The organism is Microcoleus sp. Pol7_B2 (assembly GCF_036701035.1).
GTDB lineage: Bacteria > Cyanobacteriota > Cyanobacteriia > Cyanobacteriales > Microcoleaceae > Microcoleus.
Genome location: NZ_JAUBQB010000015.1, coordinates 24,544 through 42,861, shown reverse-complemented (window position 1 = coordinate 42,861; position 18,318 = coordinate 24,544). Strand labels below are relative to the sequence as shown.

Annotated in this window: 20 protein-coding genes; 6 read left to right on the top strand and 14 right to left on the bottom strand. The window is 45.6% G+C overall.

The features are described 5' to 3' along the window. Nucleotides 1–42 precede the first annotated feature (42 nt). Together QUA57_RS08635 and fraC are read right to left on the bottom strand one after the other, a co-directional pair. Complete coding sequence (locus QUA57_RS08635) at nt 43–1,041, bottom strand: DUF5357 family protein (protein ID WP_333060314.1); 999 nt, start codon at nt 1,039–1,041, stop codon at nt 43–45. A 5-nt stretch (nt 1,042–1,046) separates the two neighbouring features. Continuing rightward, the gene (fraC, locus tag QUA57_RS08630; RefSeq protein WP_333039379.1) at nt 1,047–1,565 is read right to left on the bottom strand and encodes a filament integrity protein FraC; all 519 of its coding nucleotides are present in this window, start codon (nt 1,563–1,565) and stop codon (nt 1,047–1,049) included. A 227-nt stretch (nt 1,566–1,792) separates the two neighbouring features. Here fraC and QUA57_RS08625 point away from each other — a divergent pair, with 227 nt between their 5' ends. The 4 genes from QUA57_RS08625 (at nt 1,793) to QUA57_RS08610 (ending at nt 6,130) form a co-directional block, all read left to right on the top strand. Beyond that, the gene (locus QUA57_RS08625) at nt 1,793–2,926 is read left to right on the top strand and encodes a cob(I)yrinic acid a,c-diamide adenosyltransferase (RefSeq protein WP_333039380.1); all 1,134 of its coding nucleotides are present in this window, start codon (nt 1,793–1,795) and stop codon (nt 2,924–2,926) included. A 271-nt stretch (nt 2,927–3,197) separates the two neighbouring features. Further along, nucleotides 3,198–3,383, top strand: coding sequence for a hypothetical protein (locus QUA57_RS08620; RefSeq protein ID WP_333086295.1), 186 nt, complete (start codon nt 3,198–3,200; stop codon nt 3,381–3,383). A 6-nt stretch (nt 3,384–3,389) separates the two neighbouring features. Then, nucleotides 3,390–5,378, top strand: a complete 1,989-nt coding sequence (locus QUA57_RS08615; protein ID WP_333060312.1) for a calcium-binding protein — start codon at nt 3,390–3,392, stop codon at nt 5,376–5,378. Nucleotides 5,379–5,983: 605 nt separating this feature from the next. Beyond that, entirely contained in the window at nt 5,984–6,130 is a 147-nt protein-coding gene (locus tag QUA57_RS08610) for a DUF4926 domain-containing protein (protein WP_333060311.1), read from the top strand. Between the two features lie 43 nt (nt 6,131–6,173). Here QUA57_RS08610 and QUA57_RS08605 read toward each other — a convergent pair whose 3' ends face one another. From QUA57_RS08605 to petN, 6 genes are all read right to left on the bottom strand, one after another. Continuing rightward, entirely contained in the window at nt 6,174–6,689 is a 516-nt protein-coding gene (locus QUA57_RS08605; protein ID WP_333060310.1) for a hypothetical protein, read from the bottom strand. Nucleotides 6,690–6,806: 117 nt separating this feature from the next. Further along, on the bottom strand, nt 6,807–7,316 hold the full coding sequence (locus QUA57_RS08600) for a hypothetical protein (protein ID WP_333060309.1): 510 nt from the start codon (nt 7,314–7,316) through the stop codon (nt 6,807–6,809). A gap of 505 nt (nt 7,317–7,821) precedes the next feature. Next, entirely contained in the window at nt 7,822–8,010 is a 189-nt protein-coding gene (locus tag QUA57_RS08595; protein ID WP_333025464.1) for a CsbD family protein, read from the bottom strand. An 85-nt stretch (nt 8,011–8,095) separates the two neighbouring features. Then, a complete protein-coding gene (locus QUA57_RS08590; protein WP_333060308.1) occupies nt 8,096–8,338 on the bottom strand; it encodes a DUF167 domain-containing protein in 243 nt (80 codons plus the stop codon). Then, nucleotides 8,335–8,934, bottom strand: a complete 600-nt coding sequence (locus QUA57_RS08585; protein ID WP_333060307.1) for a DJ-1/PfpI family protein — start codon at nt 8,932–8,934, stop codon at nt 8,335–8,337. Before QUA57_RS08585 ends, QUA57_RS08590 begins: the two co-directional genes overlap by 4 nt. Nucleotides 8,935–9,026: 92 nt before the next feature. Beyond that, nucleotides 9,027–9,116, bottom strand: a complete 90-nt coding sequence (gene petN / locus QUA57_RS08580; protein ID WP_071883976.1) for a cytochrome b6-f complex subunit PetN — start codon at nt 9,114–9,116, stop codon at nt 9,027–9,029. 82 nt (nt 9,117–9,198) lie between these two features. Between petN and QUA57_RS08575 the strand changes: the two genes are divergently transcribed. Then, a complete protein-coding gene (locus QUA57_RS08575) occupies nt 9,199–9,696 on the top strand; it encodes a hypothetical protein (RefSeq protein ID WP_333060306.1) in 498 nt (165 codons plus the stop codon). A gap of 155 nt (nt 9,697–9,851) precedes the next feature. On the opposite strand, the gene QUA57_RS08570 is transcribed toward QUA57_RS08575, so the two are convergent. The 6 genes from QUA57_RS08570 to QUA57_RS08545 form a co-directional block, all read right to left on the bottom strand. After that, nucleotides 9,852–10,526, bottom strand: coding sequence for an SDR family oxidoreductase (locus QUA57_RS08570; RefSeq protein WP_333060305.1), 675 nt, complete (start codon nt 10,524–10,526; stop codon nt 9,852–9,854). Between the two features lie 171 nt (nt 10,527–10,697). Next, nucleotides 10,698–11,309, bottom strand: coding sequence for a class I SAM-dependent methyltransferase (locus tag QUA57_RS08565; RefSeq protein ID WP_333060304.1), 612 nt, complete (start codon nt 11,307–11,309; stop codon nt 10,698–10,700). Between the two features lie 234 nt (nt 11,310–11,543). Then, nucleotides 11,544–12,587 carry a biotin synthase BioB gene (gene bioB, locus QUA57_RS08560; RefSeq protein WP_333060303.1) on the bottom strand — a complete coding sequence of 348 codons (1,044 nt, stop codon included), beginning with the start codon at nt 12,585–12,587 and terminating at the stop codon, nt 11,544–11,546. Nucleotides 12,588–12,604: 17 nt separating this feature from the next. Then, nucleotides 12,605–13,909 carry an adenosylmethionine--8-amino-7-oxononanoate transaminase gene (gene bioA, locus QUA57_RS08555; RefSeq protein ID WP_333060302.1) on the bottom strand — a complete coding sequence of 435 codons (1,305 nt, stop codon included), beginning with the start codon at nt 13,907–13,909 and terminating at the stop codon, nt 12,605–12,607. 215 nt (nt 13,910–14,124) lie between these two features. After that, the gene (locus QUA57_RS08550) at nt 14,125–15,537 is read right to left on the bottom strand and encodes an adenylate/guanylate cyclase domain-containing protein (protein ID WP_333060301.1); all 1,413 of its coding nucleotides are present in this window, start codon (nt 15,535–15,537) and stop codon (nt 14,125–14,127) included. 251 nt (nt 15,538–15,788) lie between these two features. Beyond that, entirely contained in the window at nt 15,789–17,258 is a 1,470-nt protein-coding gene (locus QUA57_RS08545) for an adenylate/guanylate cyclase domain-containing protein (RefSeq protein WP_333060300.1), read from the bottom strand. A 304-nt stretch (nt 17,259–17,562) separates the two neighbouring features. Between QUA57_RS08545 and QUA57_RS08540 the strand changes: the two genes are divergently transcribed. Next, nucleotides 17,563–18,312 carry a methyltransferase domain-containing protein gene (locus tag QUA57_RS08540; RefSeq protein ID WP_333060299.1) on the top strand — a complete coding sequence of 250 codons (750 nt, stop codon included), beginning with the start codon at nt 17,563–17,565 and terminating at the stop codon, nt 18,310–18,312. Nucleotides 18,313–18,318 lie beyond the last annotated feature (6 nt).

Here is an 18,318-nt window from a genome sequence, read left to right as displayed (position 1 = left end):
CCCCTTTCTTCTGAAACACTTTCCTAACTGCGTGAGACAGGCTCAAACTTGACTGTCGCCCGCCGTTCCATCTTTTTTCTGTCCGGGTTGAGAGCGTTTGATGGCACCGCAGGTTACAGTCGCCCTATTGCCTATCTCGAACACCTCGCAAGATTTGGTAAACGAATATGTTTCCGGTCTAAAAACCAGCCCCAGCCAAATTGCCTCCATCTCTAACTGATAGCGGGAATCTCCTTGGACGATCGAAGTTTTGACATCCCATTTCGCATCTTCTGCGACTACCCCAGTTGTTTTTAAGGCTTGATTCCGCAGAAAAAACCGCTCGTTATCCATATCTATTAACATTTGCTCTACCTGCGCCCACGGTTTTGTGCGGGCTTCATTTTGTAGGTATCGCTCCATCGCATTGAGGATAACAACTCCTCGGGAGCGATTAATAGTTGGCTGTTGAAATGTCACCACATAATCGCTTTGCCTCAAATCCTGGGATAAAACGCTCGGGTACTGTCGTATCCAACCTTGAATTAAAAAGTGAAAAGCAAACCAACAGGAAAACAGCAGGTGAACTAGAGTAATGATCAAAAACTGAGGGCGCACCAACGACCTGATACCTTCCCGTTTTGACTCGCTATTCCAAACCTCTATTGTAGCAAGAACTACTACTGCTATAATTGGGCCGCATATCCATGCTATTTCCTTCCTATCCGACGGCAATCTTACCAGCAACCACAACCCAATTAAAATGCTTGTCACCCACGGACTCAGACTTACTCCTTTAATCACAAAAGGTTGCTGGCTGGTCAGCAGACCCATTGAAAGTGTAAAAAATAACCAGCTCATATCAAAAAGTAGAGTTCTCGTCCGCCAGTCAGTGACTGCCGCCACTGTCAGCAAAGCTAAAAAGATGCTGAGTAGTAAAGGAGTCTTCCAGTGAACAACTTTAGGCGGAATCATCGCCTTTTGGATTTTTTTATTGGTTTCCCAAAGGTTGTTCGTCAGCTTAGTAAGTTGCTGAGTGACATCAAAAAATTGCTTCATCATAAATTTCAATAGACGCTTTGCAAAAACAACACGGTTAAAATAACGATATTGCTAACAGTGTGGGCGATTAAAATTCCCCCAAACTGGGTAGTTACTTGAAAAGTTTTTTTGGGAGGACGGCGGGTGAGGGTGGGGGGTCCTAAAAACTGAGGTTTGGAAGCTTTTTTATTGCCAGAAACCATGTTTTCTATGAATTCTAATCCTTGCCATTTAGCTAGAAAGGTTACTGCTAATACTGAAAGTGCTATCATAGTTATTGGAGCGTAAACATTATCCGCACGTCCTAATAAAATATAACCGATAAGCTGTTCCCGCAATTCTTTGCTAAGAACGCTTTCAATGCCGAAGAAAACTAACCAGCCTACGCAAGTGCAAGATAGATTGAGGATGGCTGTATATTCAATGCTGGTTTTGGGGCCGAGTTTAAGTAGTTTTTGCAAAAACCACGATTCGATCGCGATCGCCAAAAACATAATTAAAATTTGCACCAAAACAGTCCGAAATGGGAAAACACTCGCAATCATAAGCCTTTAGGTATATCAGTCCGTGTTAAATTTTAATTGTACAGCACAAACGCAATAATCTTAACCGGAGGTTTGAGCACCTAATTGCGTTAGATCGCTGCTTAAAAGATTGGAGGTTAGAAGTTATCGTATAATCTGTTGAGATCCGCCAACAGAATGGAAAAATTAAACATTCAAGGCGCGCGATCGAATACCCACCCCGATACAGACTCAAACAACTGCTGATTATGGTAAGGAATGGCATTGGTATTCGGACAGCCTCATCCCGGTCGGAACGCGCCGCGGGTCAGATTCACGTTTACGACGGCGCGGGTAAAGGCAAGTCTCAGGCAGCTTTGGGAGTAGTGTTGCGGTCGATCGGGCTGGGTATCAATTCTGACTCGCCTACGCGAGTCTTGTTGCTGCGCTTTCTTAAAGGCCCCGGCCGCTCCTACGACGAAGACGGGGCAATAGAAGCCTTGCAACGGGCATTTCCCCACTTGATCGACCAAGTGCGTACCGGCAGAGCCGAATATTTTGGGGCCGAAGCAATCACCCGCTTTGATCGGGCAGAAGCTCAGCGAGGCTGGGATATAGCCAAAGGGGCGATCGCCAGCGAGCTCTATTCCGTCGTGGTACTAGACGAACTAAACCCCGTATTGGACTTGGGTTTGCTGCCAGTTGACGAAGTAGTCCAAACCCTCAAAAACAAACCAGAATATTTAGAAGTCATCGCCACAGGCCGAGCGGCCCCGGAAGCTTTGCTGGAGATTGCCGACTTACACTCAGAAATGAAGCCCCACTATCACCCCGCAGCGGCAGAGCATCATATTTCCGGTATCGAAATATACACCGGAGCGGGCAAAGGCAAGTCTACAAGCGCTTTGGGCAAAGCTTTGCAGGCAATAGGTAGGGGTATCAGTCAAGACCAATCTCACCGGGTGTTAATCGTGCAATGGCTCAAAGGTGGCACGGGTTATACAGAAGATGCGGCGATCGCAGCTTTGCGCCAAAGCTATCCACAGCTAGTAGACCACCAGCGGTGCGGCCGAGATGCTATAGTTTGGCGGGGGCAACAGCAAGAGCTAGACTGCATAGAAGCAGAACGCGGCTGGGAAATCGCCAAATGTGCGATCGCCAGCGGCTGGTACAAAACGATTATTCTCGACGAACTCAATCCCACAGTAGACTTAGAACTGCTGCCGGTAGAGCCGATCGTAGAAGCCCTGCTACGCAAGCCGCGGGATACAGAAATTATTATCACCGGGCGCTGCCACAAACCCCACGCTTACTTTGACTTGGCAAGCGTACACTCCGAGGTATACTGTCACAAACACTACGGCGATCGGGGCGTAGAACTAAAGCGGGGCGTAGACTTTTAAAGCCCGGAGCGGTACGCAGTTCAATCCGGGTCAGAATTATTAAATGACGACCCTGCCTGGAAAACCGGAAATTGCCACAAAGCCTTGGTACCAAGTAACAAATCTCCCAATTTCCCTTGTCTTCCCGATCACCCAGATCTGCCTTTTTTAATCTTTAATTTCCTCCTCCGGAGGCGATCCCCGACCGCCAATCCAGAATGGAACATTAAGAATATGAGCCGCGTCTTATTGAGCGTGAGCACCTGAGACAGTGCACCAGGATTATTAAAGGGTGAAGACTTTGAAAATAAAAGCTTACAAGCAAAAAATCCGCGAGGGAGAAAGTCTAGACAGGGTTAACGCCAGTAGGCTAGACTTGCGGCTGGCAAACAGGTTAAACTACAGCGGAATCCAAACATTCGGTGTTCTAGGCAGTGTCTGTAGTCGCACCAGCGATGACCAACAAGTAGAGGAGTGAAGCTTTATGACAACGTTAGATGACAATCCTAATCAACTAGATTTAAACCTTCCGGGACTAGGGCCGGATACAGTATTCGCCGGAGAGGGGGCGGATTTCGTTAGAACTTCCACCCTGGGCGGCAGCTTAATATTTGGCCAAGGCGATAACGATACTCTGATTTCAGTTGGCCCGAACGATACCATATACGGCGGCGACGACGAAGATTCAATCAGATCCCAGCGCACTCCGGCTTTGCTGTTTGGCGACGCAGGCTCGGACACCATAATCGCTGAAGCCCGCGCTACCCTGGCCGGCGGCGAGGGAGAAGACATCCTCCAAGGTACTGTCGAAGCTAACCTGATGTTTGGTAATCAGGGTGCCGATACGATGCTGGGAGGGGCGCAGAGAGGAGATTCCCTCTACGGCGGTAAGGACAATGACGCCATCGGCTTCTTCATCGCAGGCGGTGGCAACAACCTCTCTTTAGACGGTGGTTTGGGTATTGGCTTCGCTGGCAATGAAGGCAGCAACTACTTGCGGGGTGATTTGGGCGACGACTTAGTTGTAGGTATCAATTTAAGAGACAGTCTCTTTGGCGGTAGAGGCAACGACACCCTAAGAGGTGTGGCAAGCAACAGCTACCTGTCGGGCGATCTTGACGACGACATCTTATTCATTACCAACAGTACCCAGACAAGCCCGTTTGCTCCGGGGAGCGTCATTACGATCGGCATTGAGAGAACCACCTTGATTGGCGGTGGCGGCAACGATTCTCTCTACGGCGCGATCGGCGAGTTTGAAGCCGGCCGAAACTTCTTTGAGGGCGGCGACGGCAACGACACGATCACGGTTTTTGCCACGCAGGATACCGCTTTGGGAGGTGCAGGCGACGACTTCATCGAGTCATCCAGGGTATCGAATCTAACTTTGAGCGGAGGCGCCCAGAGTTCATTTGGAGGCTTCGCGGGTCGCAACTTGCTCGACGGCGGAGTAGGCAATGACACGATCGTTGCAGCTTTTGTGACGGATACAATGATCGGCGGTGAAGGCAACGACAACCTGAGCGGTACCTTTACTAATGCAGCCGGTGGAGATGGCAACGATACTATCGATGCTACCAAGGCCATTTTTGCTGGTACTGGTACTGCTTTGATTACTCTCGAAGGCGCGCTGGGCAACGATCTGTTAATTGGCTACACCAATCCTACTACTGGCAGCACCTTCACCGTCACCAACCTCATGAACGGTGGCGAGGGAAGTGACACAATCATCTTTGGCAGCGCGCGCGATCGCGTGATTGGCAACGTTGCGGGTAACGACTTCATCTCCTACGCTAGCGGCGTCAGCTTTACCGGTCTTACAGCGCCAAACTTGATTAGCGATACCTTAGGCAGCAACTTCATTATTGGTGGCAACGGCACTGATGTGGTCACTACTGGTAACGGGGATGACATCCTGTTCGGCGACTCATCCAATGCTACCGAGGCCGCCGGAGGAGCCGGCGACGATACCTTAAATGCCGCTGCCGGAAACGACACCCTGCTGGGCGGCTTTGGTAAGGACTATTTGATCGGCGGCGACGGCAACGACTCTCTCGGCGGCGGGCCTGGTGCTGACACCCTGATTGGCGGATCGGGTAATGACAACTTCTACTACAACAACTTCGGCGAGGGCGCCGTGGGTACCGACACAGACCAAATCGGCGATTTTACGATCGGCCAAGACAAGTTTATCTTCCAAATCAATGGCTCCAACGGCTTCCCCAACTTGAGGGGAGTGCAAAATACGAATCGACTTTCTTCGCAGTCGTTCTTGGCGCTTGAGAGTGGGGTGTACGAGAGCAAGTTTGGTCCAGCCGGGGCGGGTGCATCAGATCCGTTCGTCTTTTATGAAAATTCAAGTGGACGACTAGGATATGACTCTAACGGTGTTGGTACTGCTGACGGAGTAGTTACGCTGGCAATTCTGAATGGCAGACCGGGCATTACGGCTGCTGACATTACCCTAATTTAATTTGGGTAAAAGTGGGTGGGGTCGATTCTGAAACATCGCCCTACCAACTCTCAAAACTAATTGTGCTATGTTTCGAGCTGGGGATATCCATCCCTGGCTTTTTTATTGGCATGAGCATGGGGCAATTTTAGATTTTAGATTGATATCAATTCCGGTAGCATCGGAATAGTAAAATCCAGTCAACAGTCACCAATTACGGAGGCTGCAACCGGAATCGATCTAATTCATCTGCGTTAATATGTGTTTATCTGCCTGTATCTGCGGTGAAAAAAAGAGAATGTATTAACGCAGATGACAAGGAATTGACGCTGATTCACGCAGAGGTCGAGAATAGAGATAGGAATAATTCCGATGCTAACAGATTTGATATGATTGGTAATTTTTATCGAAAATCGCCAATCTAATGAGGCATGGGGCGGGTTCACGGGTGAATTTGGCCACGCGCCAATAATCTTTAGAACTGACGCATCAGAACCAAAGAAACCGGGTTTTTCACTGCTACTTAAAGGCAGGGGTACAGTATTTCGGTAAAAACCCGGTTTCTGCCTCCAGGACTAATCTTGATAAACCCGCGCCCCGCCAAGTCAAAAAGTGAGGTGAAAATAATGAAAACAATTAAAGACCTAGATATTGTTGCTTTAACTGAAGATTTAGAAGCCACCCATTTTGAAACAAAACAAATCATTAAATTATATAAAGGACAAGTAGGAACAGTCGTGATGGAATTTGAGGGCAGTGCTTTTGAGGTATAATTTTCTTATCGAGAGGGCAGAACTTCAGGGGGCGACAACGAGGCTAAAGCGGTTGTCCTATAAGCTTTATAGCTTGTAGTCCTCTCTTATAAAACGGTTGCTTATTGCGAACTAAACCTATCATAGACTCTACCCACTCCCAACAGCAGTCATGGGCAATTAGCCAATTTTCCCCATATAAACCAATCCAAAACTTGCTATGCCTTCTTCTGGTTCTACCTGGCTCGCTTAGACGGCACACATATTTTTCCTGTCCTTGAAGTTGAGTTCTTTTTCCTCTCAACCATGCCGAAGTCATCGCTATGGCAATTAAAATCATCAAAGCAATCAATTTCTCAGGTGATGCCTGGCAGCCTTCGAGATTATATCCTCCTGTTTTACAGTCTTTAAACATTGCTTCGATGCCGTAACGTTGACTGTAAATCTCGATCGCACTCTTCAAATCTGGTAGATTAGTTAACAGATACCAAGGTTCATCTTCTTGTTTACCTCGATATTTACGTTTCCATGAAGCGACAAAGTTAAATCGAGAAAAACCTTTCTTTTTAGTAAATCCCACCTTTGGATAAAACAGATGAATTCCCGGTTTAACTGGAATGCTATCTAGTGCTTGAAAAGGTTGTCTTTTTTATCGAAAAGTCGTACTGCTTTTTTGACGCTGGACAAAGCTCACATGCTAGCGGTGCAACCATTGTGCCAGTTCGATGCTATGAAATTCGCGATCGCCAATAATGATTAGTTTATATCTTTTCAAGAGTCTAATTACCGGACGCAATACTTGTTGCTGTTCGGCAAGATTTGAAGCCCCTTGTTTATCTAATAACGTCCAGAATATAGGAAACGCCCTTTTTTGGACTATCGCACTTACCATTAAGACATTATACTCTTTCCATTGGGTTCTATCCAATGCAATGACTAATTGACTTCCAGCTTTGAGCTGACGGGATATCACTTCTTTGATGATCGGGAACCAGAGCACGAGTATGCTGAGCGCTTTAATCTGTAAAAATCGTTGTATGTGACGGCGGCGACTACTTTGTAATATCGGTAATGGTAGAGTTGCGGCTAATCGTTCTATTCTGACTTGTTTTTGAGATTGTAACAAACACACCAGCATCTGAAGGGTAAGTAATTGTGCTGGAGTTAGATATTTTTGGAGAATTGAGTGATAGGATGAGGGCATCATATAATTGATCGGGGTCTTGTGGTATTAGGGAGACCCTTCTTTTTTATCACAACACCGGCACTTTTCACTCGTGAGATTATTTTGTCACTAAGCCGAAATTTTTGAGGCGGACCGATCGTGCAAAAAGCTTTGCCTGTAAAGGTTCGGGGGCGCTTGTCGCCCCCTGAAGGGCAGAACTTATGCAAGGGAAACAATTCCAGCCACAAAATTAATGCTTTTGCATTATGAATTACTAGAATCTGTAGGGGCGGTTCGCCCATGAATTTTACCACGCACCAATAATATCAAATCCGTTAGCATCCGAATAGTAAATTCGAGTTCACTGGTGACTGTTGACTGTTCACTGTCAACGGTTAACATCATTCCGGTGTAACGGGAAATGATATAATGTTGATAAACCCACCCCAAGATATTGGTACAAATAATTTATGATAATTATAAAAAATCCCGCAAACATATCGTTGGCGGGATTTAGTAGGCAGGAAACTTGTAGGGAATACTGTTACTAAGCTCGGTCTACAATCTCTTTTGCTTTATCTTTGAGGTCTTCTTTCAGGTGAATAGCTGATGCTTCATCCTGCTTGGCTTGACCTTCTAATTTATCTTTCTGATTGCCGGTAACTTCGCTAGCAGCTTCTTGGATTTTGCCTTCAATATTCTTCGCTGTTGCTTCGACTCTATTTTCAATGCTCATAATTTTTTATTCTAAATCTACAACTATTAATATATACTTTTAAATTTGAGTCTATATCCCTCTTTAGATAGATTTGTTATTACCTTTATTTCTCTATTAAAGGTTCGATTGGAATTTCCACAAGTTTATTTCTCGAAGAAAAACCGGATTTAACGCCGATCGCAGATTTCGGCACTTTAAACTTTTTCGCCAACAGCATGATTAATTCTTGATTGGCTTTACCCTCGACTGGCGGCGACTTGAGATGTATTGTGAGGCTGCCGTCGGGTTGTTCCGCGATGCTTTGCTGTTTGGAATTCGGTTTAACTTTGACTGTGAAAATAGTCACACTTCGACTTTCTCTAAATGTTCGATCTTCGTTCCCAAAACTTTCAGGAATTCAGCCAGCCAGTTAGGATGTGCTGGCCACGCGGGGGCGGTGACTAAATTGCCATCGACTACGGCTTCGGTAACGGGAACTTCTGTATATTTGCCGCCGGCCCGGAGTACGTCGGGGCTGCAAGCGGGGTATGCGGTGCAGCGTTTGCCTTCGAGTACGCCGGCTGCAGTTAGAACCTGTAAGCCGTGACAAATAGATGCGATCGGCTTTTTGCTGTTGGCAAAGTAGCGGGTAATTTGCAGCACTTGTTCGTTGAGGCGGATGTATTCTGGGGCGCGTCCTCCGGGGATAATCAAAGCGTCGTAGTCGGCTGGGTTGATTTCGTCAAAAGTCGCGTTTAAAGTGAAGTTGTGACCGGGTTTTTCGCTGTAGGTTTGATCGCCTTCAAAGTCGTGAATTGCGGTGCGAATTGTTTGGCCTGCAGCTTTGTCGGGGCAGATGGCGTGGACGGTGTGACCTACCATTTGCAGTGCTTGGAAGGGAACCATTACTTCGTAGTCTTCTACAAAGTCGCCGACTAGCATTAATATTTTTTTGGCTGTCATGTTTACAACTCCTGTTATTTTGATTTGGTTAAATAGCATGGATCAAAAATGCGGGGCAGTTAAAAAGCTTGCCCCGCAAGCTATTCTGGAATCTAGAAACCGTTGCGTCCCCAAATGACCATTGAAATTGAGAAGGAGAAGAGAACTAGCACCGAAACCCAACCGAGTGACAAAATATCCATAGCTATTTATTGAACAAACTGTACAAAGTGACTCCAAACCTTATGATAAGTCAATTTGAGCCATTTTTGAAATGAGGGCGCTGTGAAGGATTCGTCAAATTTTAGTGCGGCTGAACGGGTAGAATCTTTGAAGGCAGGGAGTGTTGCTGCTTTGTCTTGTTTGCTGGGTTTTGGGGCGATCGCCCTTGGTAATAGCTTAATTCTAGCGGATAGGTTGGATTCTCTGGCGAGTTTGCAGGTAAGGGAAATTGACCTAAATTTTGCCTTCAGAGGGACGATCGCACTTTTGGGCGGTTTTTTGTTCGGCGTGACTTACCGCTATGCGATTCGCCGAGATGTTAACCCGCAGCTTAAATCAGGTGTGGTGTTGGCTTTTGGGTTGGTGCGGGCTTTTGGACAGTTGGATGCTGGACTTGTTTTTGAGGCGGGACTTTCTTTTGAGGCGGGCAAGATGCCCGCACTACAGGAGTTATTGCCGTTTGCGGTTCGCGGTGTTGAGAGTGTGATATTGTTTGCGATCGCGGGTTTGGTTTTGGATTGGGCGATCGGGCGATCGTGGATTAAGCCTTTCGATTCTTGAGTGCGATCGGGTTTTACTCACATCAGGCACCATTTTTGTGGAACAGGCAAGATGCCTGTTCCACAAAAGTTCAATTTTCTTGTGGGGTGGGCTTCTAGCCCGCCCAAAAAATAAAATTTAGATGCGAAACAGCTTATTTTGCGCTAAACCCGCCCCTAAAGATTTAATACCTCAAATTCTGGATTGCCGTAAAGCATTTGCCTGTCTACCGCCGACAAAACTTTATTGTTAGCAGCATCAGAAACTAAACACTGACAAACTAGCTGCGCTACATCCGCCCGGTGAATAGTTCCAGCAACTCGACAATCTTCTGTTAAAATGCCGTTGCCTGTGGCAGGTTCCGATTTTAGTCCGCCCGGACGAATCACTGTATAAATCATCCCGCTTTCTATCAAATGATTTTCGGCTTTTTCTTTCTCAATTAAGACCGGGCCCAAAGTTTGCAAAACTTGCGGTTGCAAAGCAGCGGCACTGTTACCGCTACCGATGGATGAAACTAAAATAAATTTTTGCACACCTGCTTTGACAGCCGCATCAATCAAGTTTTTGTTGCCCAAGTAATCGGATCTTTCTCCATCTTTTGGCAAGCCGCCAATTGTGCTTATTACGGCATGAATTGGCTCACCGCCAGCCATCGCCGCTTCCATAGCGGCAGCATCCAAAGCATCGCCAGTGACGACTTTGATGCCCATTGCTTCTAATTCGATGCTGGTTGCGGGCGATCGCAAAAGTGCAGTTACTTGCATATTTTGTGCAATCAGACATTTCGCGATTTCTAAGCCGACGCCTCGACTAGCACCCGCTAAAAAAATGTGGAATTTCTCTGTCATATTAATTGTGTTTTAAGTTGTGCAGAAATTGGTTTATTTGACTGTGGAACAGTATACAACAATCCTCTGTAAATTTTTGAATTAGTTTTTTTTAACCGCAGAGGGCGCAGAGGGCGCAGAGGAAGAGAGGGGAAGGATTCGCAATTCCCTATTCCCAATTTCCAATTTACGTTAGATTTTTCTGCCCACTATTACTAGCCAAGATTGAGCTTCGCGGGGTAAGCCGGGGGGACGATAGTAGTGATTGACAATTACAAATCCCGCTTGTTCTAAACAAGGCGCTAAAGTATGATATTCCCATCCGGCAGTATAGCGTTTTCCGGTTGACCGCTCGTCGTATCCCTCCCAATTTCCCCGGCACATTGACATGACAATTGCACCGTTAACAACTAAGGCTTTGTGCAAATCTTGCAGCACTTTCACCATTTCGTCGCTGGGAACGTGAATCAGGGAAGCATTGGCAAAAATACCGTCAAATTCTCCTTTTGGCAAGTCTAGATTCAGAAAAGATTGCTGCCAAACTTCGCATCCCGATAACTTCTTAGCTATTTCTACAAAAGCCGGAGTTGCATCTAAGCCTACAACTGTGTGTCCTTGGCTCTTGAACGCTACTAAATCTCGTCCCGGGCCGCATCCTATATCGAGAATTTTACCGGGATTGCGGGGCATAGCAGCGGTCAATGCCTCGCGATTTTGGGATACGTCATGATGCCAAGTTCCTTCTCGGAAAGATTCGGCAGTTAGCTGGTATTCTGCGATCGTAATTTCTTCGCGTTTGTCCACAATTTCCCCTCTTGTAAGATTTGAGATTTGAGATTTGAGATTTGAGATTGAAGAATGTCAACCGTAGAATAAGGGTTTCTGGCTACAATCTAAGAACTTACGGCTGAGGCATTTGCTACCTCAGAAACCCGGTTTCTATCCGCCCATTCGTAAGCGTGAAGTAGAGATATTGGGTAGGCACACGGCATTGCCGTGTCCTACTCTATTTCATCCGATTTACTACTGGTATAAGAGTTAAACAGCCAGGGTCTTTTGTTCGGATTTTGTAACTGCTGAATCAACTTCTAAGAGAGAACCTTCAGGGGATTCGATCGCAAATCCCGCATCTCGAATCATTTCCCAATCTTGATGTGCAGCTTGTCCGGGAGTTGTCAGATAATCGCCAACAAAGATAGAATTAGCGGGGTAGAGTCCCAGAGGTTGCAGCGATCGCAAATGCACTTCTCGTCCCCCAGCAATCCGAATTTCTTGGCTGGGAAGCAAAAATCGGAACAAACAGAGAATTCGCAAACATTGGCGGGGAGTTAACCTGTTCACATCTGCAAATGGTGTGCCGGGAATCGGAATGAAAAAGTTGACCGGCACGCTAGTAACGCCCAAATTGCGAAGCGAAAGCGCTAAATCGATCGCATCATCATCCGATTCGCCCATCCCCAAAATTCCGCCGGAACAAGTTGTGATTCCCGCTGCTTTTACGTGTTCGACGGTTTCAACCCGATCGCCAAAAGTGTGAGTCGTGCAAATGTCCGAGTGATATGATTCGGAAGTATTGAGATTGTGATTTACGCGATCGACTCCAGCTTTTGCCAAACGGTGAGTTTGTTCCTCGCTCAACAATCCCAAACAAGCGCAGATTTTCAGGTTATGATTTGCCTTCACAGTCTCGACAGCATCCAAAACGCGATCGAAAGTAGATGCGCTGGGTTGGCGGCCCGAAATCACCAAACAAAACGTACCAGCTTTTAAATCTGCTGCGCGTTGGGCCGCATCCAGAATTTTCTCCTTAGCTAAAAGCGGATATTTCTCAATTTCCGCAGTCGAAATTTTTGACTGAGAACAATAATGGCAATCTTCAGGACAAAGGCCACTTTGAGCATTTAACAAATAGTGCAGCCTAACTCGGTTTCCCCAGTAGTGGCGGCGCACCCGATATGCTGCGTTTAGTTGTTCCAGCAAAACCTCATCCGGTGCGCGCAATACGGCTAAAGATTGCTCGCGAGAGATACATTTGCCCGCCAGCGCCTCGTCAGCCAAATCGTTCCAATTGGGTAAATTCATTACTAAAATTAAAGGGTTTACAGAGTATCCAAAACCTGACGAATCACCCGATAAATCGATTCTAGTTCATCAGGAGAAATGCAGTAGGGAGGCATCAAGTAAAGCGTATTTCCCAAGGGGCGGAGCAAAAACCCCGCTTCGAGAAATCTGGCTTTCAATACAGGAGCGATGTCATTAAAATAACCGGAAACGCTTTCGGTTTTCACATCCATTGCTGCGATGGTGCCGCAAGTCCGAATCCGTTCGAGTTTAGGATGATTTCTCAGCCATTGATTCAGATATTTGCGGTGCAGTTTTTCCATCCCTTGATAAACATTTGGGTTTTGCTCCAAAAGCTCCAAGGATGCTACACTCACCGCACAAGCTAAGGGATTTCCGGTGTAAGAATGACCGTGAAAAAAAGCTTTGTCCGATTCATCTCGCCAGAAAGCTTGATAAATATCCTCCGATGCCATTGTGACAGCAAGTGGCAAACAGCCGCCAGACAATCCTTTAGACAAACACAGGATATCCGGTGAAGTTGCAGATTTAACAGAGGCAAACAGTTCGCCTGTGCGGCCAAAACCCGTCATTACTTCATCGTAAATCAACAATACATTAAACTGGCGGGCAAGTTGTGCGAGATCCTGCAAAAACTCAGGGCGGCACATTCGCATTCCCCCAGCACCTTGCACCAAAGGTTCGATAAAAATTCCCGCATAGCCGCCCTGCTTTAACAAAAACTCCAACTTCTCTAAACTCGCCGCCTCCTTGCTTTCCACCTCCTCATCGCCGTCAAAAGTCGCCGGAAAAGGAACAACATCCCCAGCAAACATTAAAGGTGCAAAAGATTCCCACCACAGCGAACTTCTGCCAGCAGACATTGCGCCCACAGTATCGCCGTGATAACCTCCCTCAAAACTAATAAAGCTAGTGCGGTTAGTTTCTCCGAGATTGCGCCAATATTGAAATGCCATTTTCAGAGCAACTTCAACAGCAGTCGAGCCGTTATCAGAAAAGAAAATCCGCGTTAAAGAAGCAGGCGTATGAGTTAGCAATTTATTAGCAAGTTTCTGGGCAGGTTCGTGAGTAAATCCCGCAAAGATTACGTGTTCTAACTTTTGGGCTTGTTCGTAAAGAGCCTCAGCGAGAACCGGATGGCTGTGCCCGTGAACAGTCACCCACCAACTAGAAATGCAGTCGAGAATTTGCCGTCCGTCTGCTAATTCCAGCACCGATCCTTTGCCGCGAATTACCTTCAGCGGCGGGGCAGCCGTTTTCATTTGCGTGAAGGGCTGCCAAATCGGTGAAGTTGAAGAATTATGTTCCTGATTCGCAGTCATTTTTACCAATCAAACTAATATTAAGTTGTATTTTAATATAGCAAGTTTAAATCCCTTATAAAATTTTTATTTTTGATTTTTTCTTCTCCTCTTCCTTCGTACCCTTAGCGTCTTCGCGGTTCGTTCAAAAAAAATCTAGTTGGGTGTCGATGGGGGCTGCCTGCCAACGTCAGCCCCCATACCACGTATTCGCGGGCGATGGTTAAAATTGTCAGTTACAATTTTCTGCCTTTGAGCAAATAAGTCGTCATAGATCCTTTGCCTTTAACATTAATTTTACCGCGCTTTTCCAACAAATACTTATCGCACAGCAACTCATAAGTTGATTTGCTAACTTGAATTTTACCAGGAAGCCCCTGAGACTCCATGCGGCTTGCTGTATTCACAGCATCTCCCCACAAATCGTAAATAAACTTTTTAGTGCCGATGACACCTGCTACAACAGGCCCAGTATTAATGCCAATGCGGATATTGAGAGGTTTACCGCATTCGTCGCGGAATTTCATAATTTCTTCCTGCATTTCCAGCGCCATTTCGGCAATAGATTCGGCGTGATTTGTACAGGGAAGCGGCAAACCGCCTGCTACCATATAATTGTCGCCTATGGTCTTAATTTTTTCTAAGCCGTATTGTTCGCTCAACCTATCGAAAGATGAAAATATTTTGTTAAGTAATTCTACTAATTCTTCAGGAGATGTGCGCGAAGATATTTCGGTAAAGCCCACAATATCAGCAAACAAAACCGTAACCTCGGCAAATCCATCCGCAATATTTATCTGACCTTGTTTTAGGCGATCGGCAATCATTACTGGTAATATATTTAGTAATAAACGTTCCGACTTTTCTTGTTCGGCGCGCAATACTTCCTCAGCTTGTTTCCGCTGTGCAATTTCCTTGTAAACTCGGTGAAACATTTGATTAAATGCGACCATGAGTTCTCCTAACTCGTCATCCCGTTTGACAGACAGAGAGTAGAAATCAGGTTGTTCTCGATCTTTGCTCAAAGCGTCTCCGGCAGCGATCAAGTCATCGCGCAATCTCAAGAGAGGTGAAATTACTGTCACCCCTAAAAAAAACATAGTCACAGAAGTGACAAAGGCTGATATAATGATGACTAGAACGGCAATCCGCCCGATAAATGCGTAGAGTTCCGGTTGAACGGTGGAAGCATCGTGGCGAACAATTAAGATGTAATCGCCTCCAAAATGTCGCTCTGTCCAAGCAATATCGTATCGCTTGCCATCGAAATTGTGACTGTGAACTATACGAGCTTTTTTTAGTTGCTTTAAACTGATTTCTGGGGGTTCGCCAAGTGTATATATTAGCTGACCGTTAGCTTGGTAAATAGATAGTCCTAATACTACTTGAGAATCCTTAATAATATTTTTTACTTCTTCTTGCAAGAAAGTGCGATCGGAAATATCTTGTTGAAGCAAAAACTCTAGGGAATCAACTGTCGCGCGAGATACCTGTTCCAGTTGACTTAAAAGTTCATTTTCTCGCCGAAAATAAGAGGGAACTAAAATAATTCCCTCTATGACAAGAATGCTAGCAAATACCCACAAAGCTATTTGCCTAGACAAGCGAGATTTGAAAAATTTCAAAAATGATAAAGTCCGCGATAACATAAAACTTACTATTTTGCCAATTGCTAATGTAGGACATAGGAAAATAAACCCGGTTTCTCGTAATAAATTTTTGGTTTGTCAACGAAGCAACCGCGCAGAAACCTGGTTCTCACATCCCCTGTGTAATTCCTGTAATTGTCAGCAGTCAAAAGCCAGCAGGCATTAACTGTTAGTTCTTGGCTAAGGGCTAACAACTAATGACTGATGACTCCGGACTAACTAGCAGACCCCTTCATAATATAATAAACAAATTAAACCGAAACTGCGCTGACTAGCCTGCCTGCAAGCAGATAAGTATTCATATCGCCCTTGCCTTTGATGTGGAGCATTCCTCTGTATTCAAACAGATACTTATTTTGCAAGATATCGTAAGTTGATTGTGTGACTTGAATCGCGCCGGCAATCCCGTGGGATTCCATGCGGGATGCTGTATTGACGGCATCGCCCCAGAGGTCGTAAATAAATTTTTTAGTGCCAATAACCCCCGCAATTGCAGGTCCGGTATTGATGCCGATGCGAATGTTCATTCCTGCATGATGTTTGGCATTAAATTTTGCTAATTCCTCCTGCATATCTAAAGCCATTTCCGCAATGCTTTCAGCGTGGTTAGTGCTGGGATTTGGCAAACCTCCCACTACCATGTAAGCATCTCCAATTGTTTTGATTTTTTCCAAGCCGTACTTTTCTGTCAGACAATCGAAGGCTGAAAAAATTTCGTTGAGAAACTTGAGCAATTCTTCGGGAGATATTTGTGATGAAAGCACGGTAAAGCCTACGATATCCGCAAACAAAATCGTGACTTCTGCGAAGCCGTCAGCAATACTGCTTTGACCATCTTTTAGCTTAGTAGCAATGGATTCGGGTAAAATATTGAGCAGCAGGCGATCGCTCTTTTCCTGTTCTTTTACCAATTCTACATTAGTTTCTTGCAATTGTGCCGTGCGTTCCCAGACGCGCTGTTCTAATTGTTTAGCATTTTGGCGCAACTTGCTGATAGATAAAGTTAATCCTGTGACCCCTAAAGTTGAAAGTCCTACTAACAGTAAAAACAGGTTTTTAAGTTCACTTTGAGTGTTTTGGGTGATGGTACCGAGAGGTTGAGTAATTTCTAATATTCCCCGCACATCTCCCAATTTCCAATCAGTTTTAGGACTGTCAGGGTGAGTATTGTGACAGTTCACGCAGCTAGAACTTAGAATATCTGCCTCGGCATATCGAAATGCTGGTTTGCCGCGATAATCCTCACGGCGAAAAAACTTTTGTGTCGGATTTTGGGTCAAATACGTAATAGCTTGCCGTTCAAAATCGTCTCGGGCTCCGCCTTCTCCTCGCCGCCAGGGAAACGGGTAGTCGCTGTAGAGACGAAGTGATACTTCGGGATTTTTATTGGTGATATTTTGACCGACTTCTATTAAGAAAGCAGCCGGTACCGGAATTGTTACTTTTGTCGGCTTGTAGTCGTGGGTAAAGTTAATCGCTTTAGCGGTGTTTAGAGGATTGACAACATCGGAACTGTAAAGGGTGCGGGCTTCTTTAACTGCTTGGGCATAGAGGGTGGCATTTTGGAGGGCTTGCGATTCGATTAGGGTGGAGGAAAGACGAGACATATTGGCCATCGCTACTCCTACACCTACACAAAATAAAATTGTCAGCGCAAGCAGAATCCGCTTATAAATTAATTGGCTGATGGCAGCCCGACTGCGAGAAATCAACTGGCGCATGGTATCCTCAAGCCTGAGCTTTAATCTTTATTTCAATTTATGCACTACTAACATAACACTGCTTGTTCAGACTGTTTTGCTGGCGTCCGGGGTAAACCAATACTCTCTGGGTGCAACGGAGGGTTAATTATTGTTTACCGCGAGTGTTTCCCTTATCCGTAAGAATACGCATAACTTTATAGTGATTTTCTGTTGAGTGAAGTACAGATGATCGGTTAAGGACACGGCAGTGCCGTGTCCCTACTTCACGCAATTTTTGCTTGATCTCGGTTAGGATAGCAATTGTAGTCTATGGTTGGCGATCGTGAATTCTGACTCTACTGTCTCACCTACTAACAAGGAAATTTTTCCGGGAGAAGTTTTCGTCAATACTGCTGATTTTGATACCGGCATTCGGCGACTTTTACCTAAGTATGACGAAATGCTGGATGTATTAGCAGGCTGCATTGCTAACACAAACCACCGCATTTTAGAACTCGGCTGCGGTACCGGGGAACTCACTTTAAAAGTTCTCAAACGCTACCCATCTGCAGAAATAGTTGCTGTCGATTACTCGCGGCGAATGCTTGATTTTGCCCGCGCCAAAATAGAGTCGGCAGGATACGCAGCCCGGTGGACTGGGATAGAAATGGATTTTGGAGAATGGGCGAACAATCCAAATTTTTCAGGCTTGGGCGATCAATTCAATGCTTGCATTTCATCTCTGGCAATTCATCATCTTGAGGATGAGATGAAGTTGAAATTGTTTCAACGCATTCGCGAAAGTTTAAAGGCTGGTGGCTGTTTTTGGAATGCCGATCCTCTTTTAGCAGAATCAGCAGCAATGAAAGATATTTATCAAGTGGCGCGAGAAGATTGGGCGCAAAATCAGGGGGAAACCTTAGCACAAATTCGCGCAAATGTGGGAAAGAGTGTCTCTTACGGGTATTCTAATCCCGATCGCCTAGCTACACTTTCGGCACATTTGGAAATGCTGGTAAAAGCTAGATTTGACACTGTTGCAGTGCCTTGGAAATACTACGGTATGGCGGTGTTTGGGGGATTTGTTAATTGAGAAAAG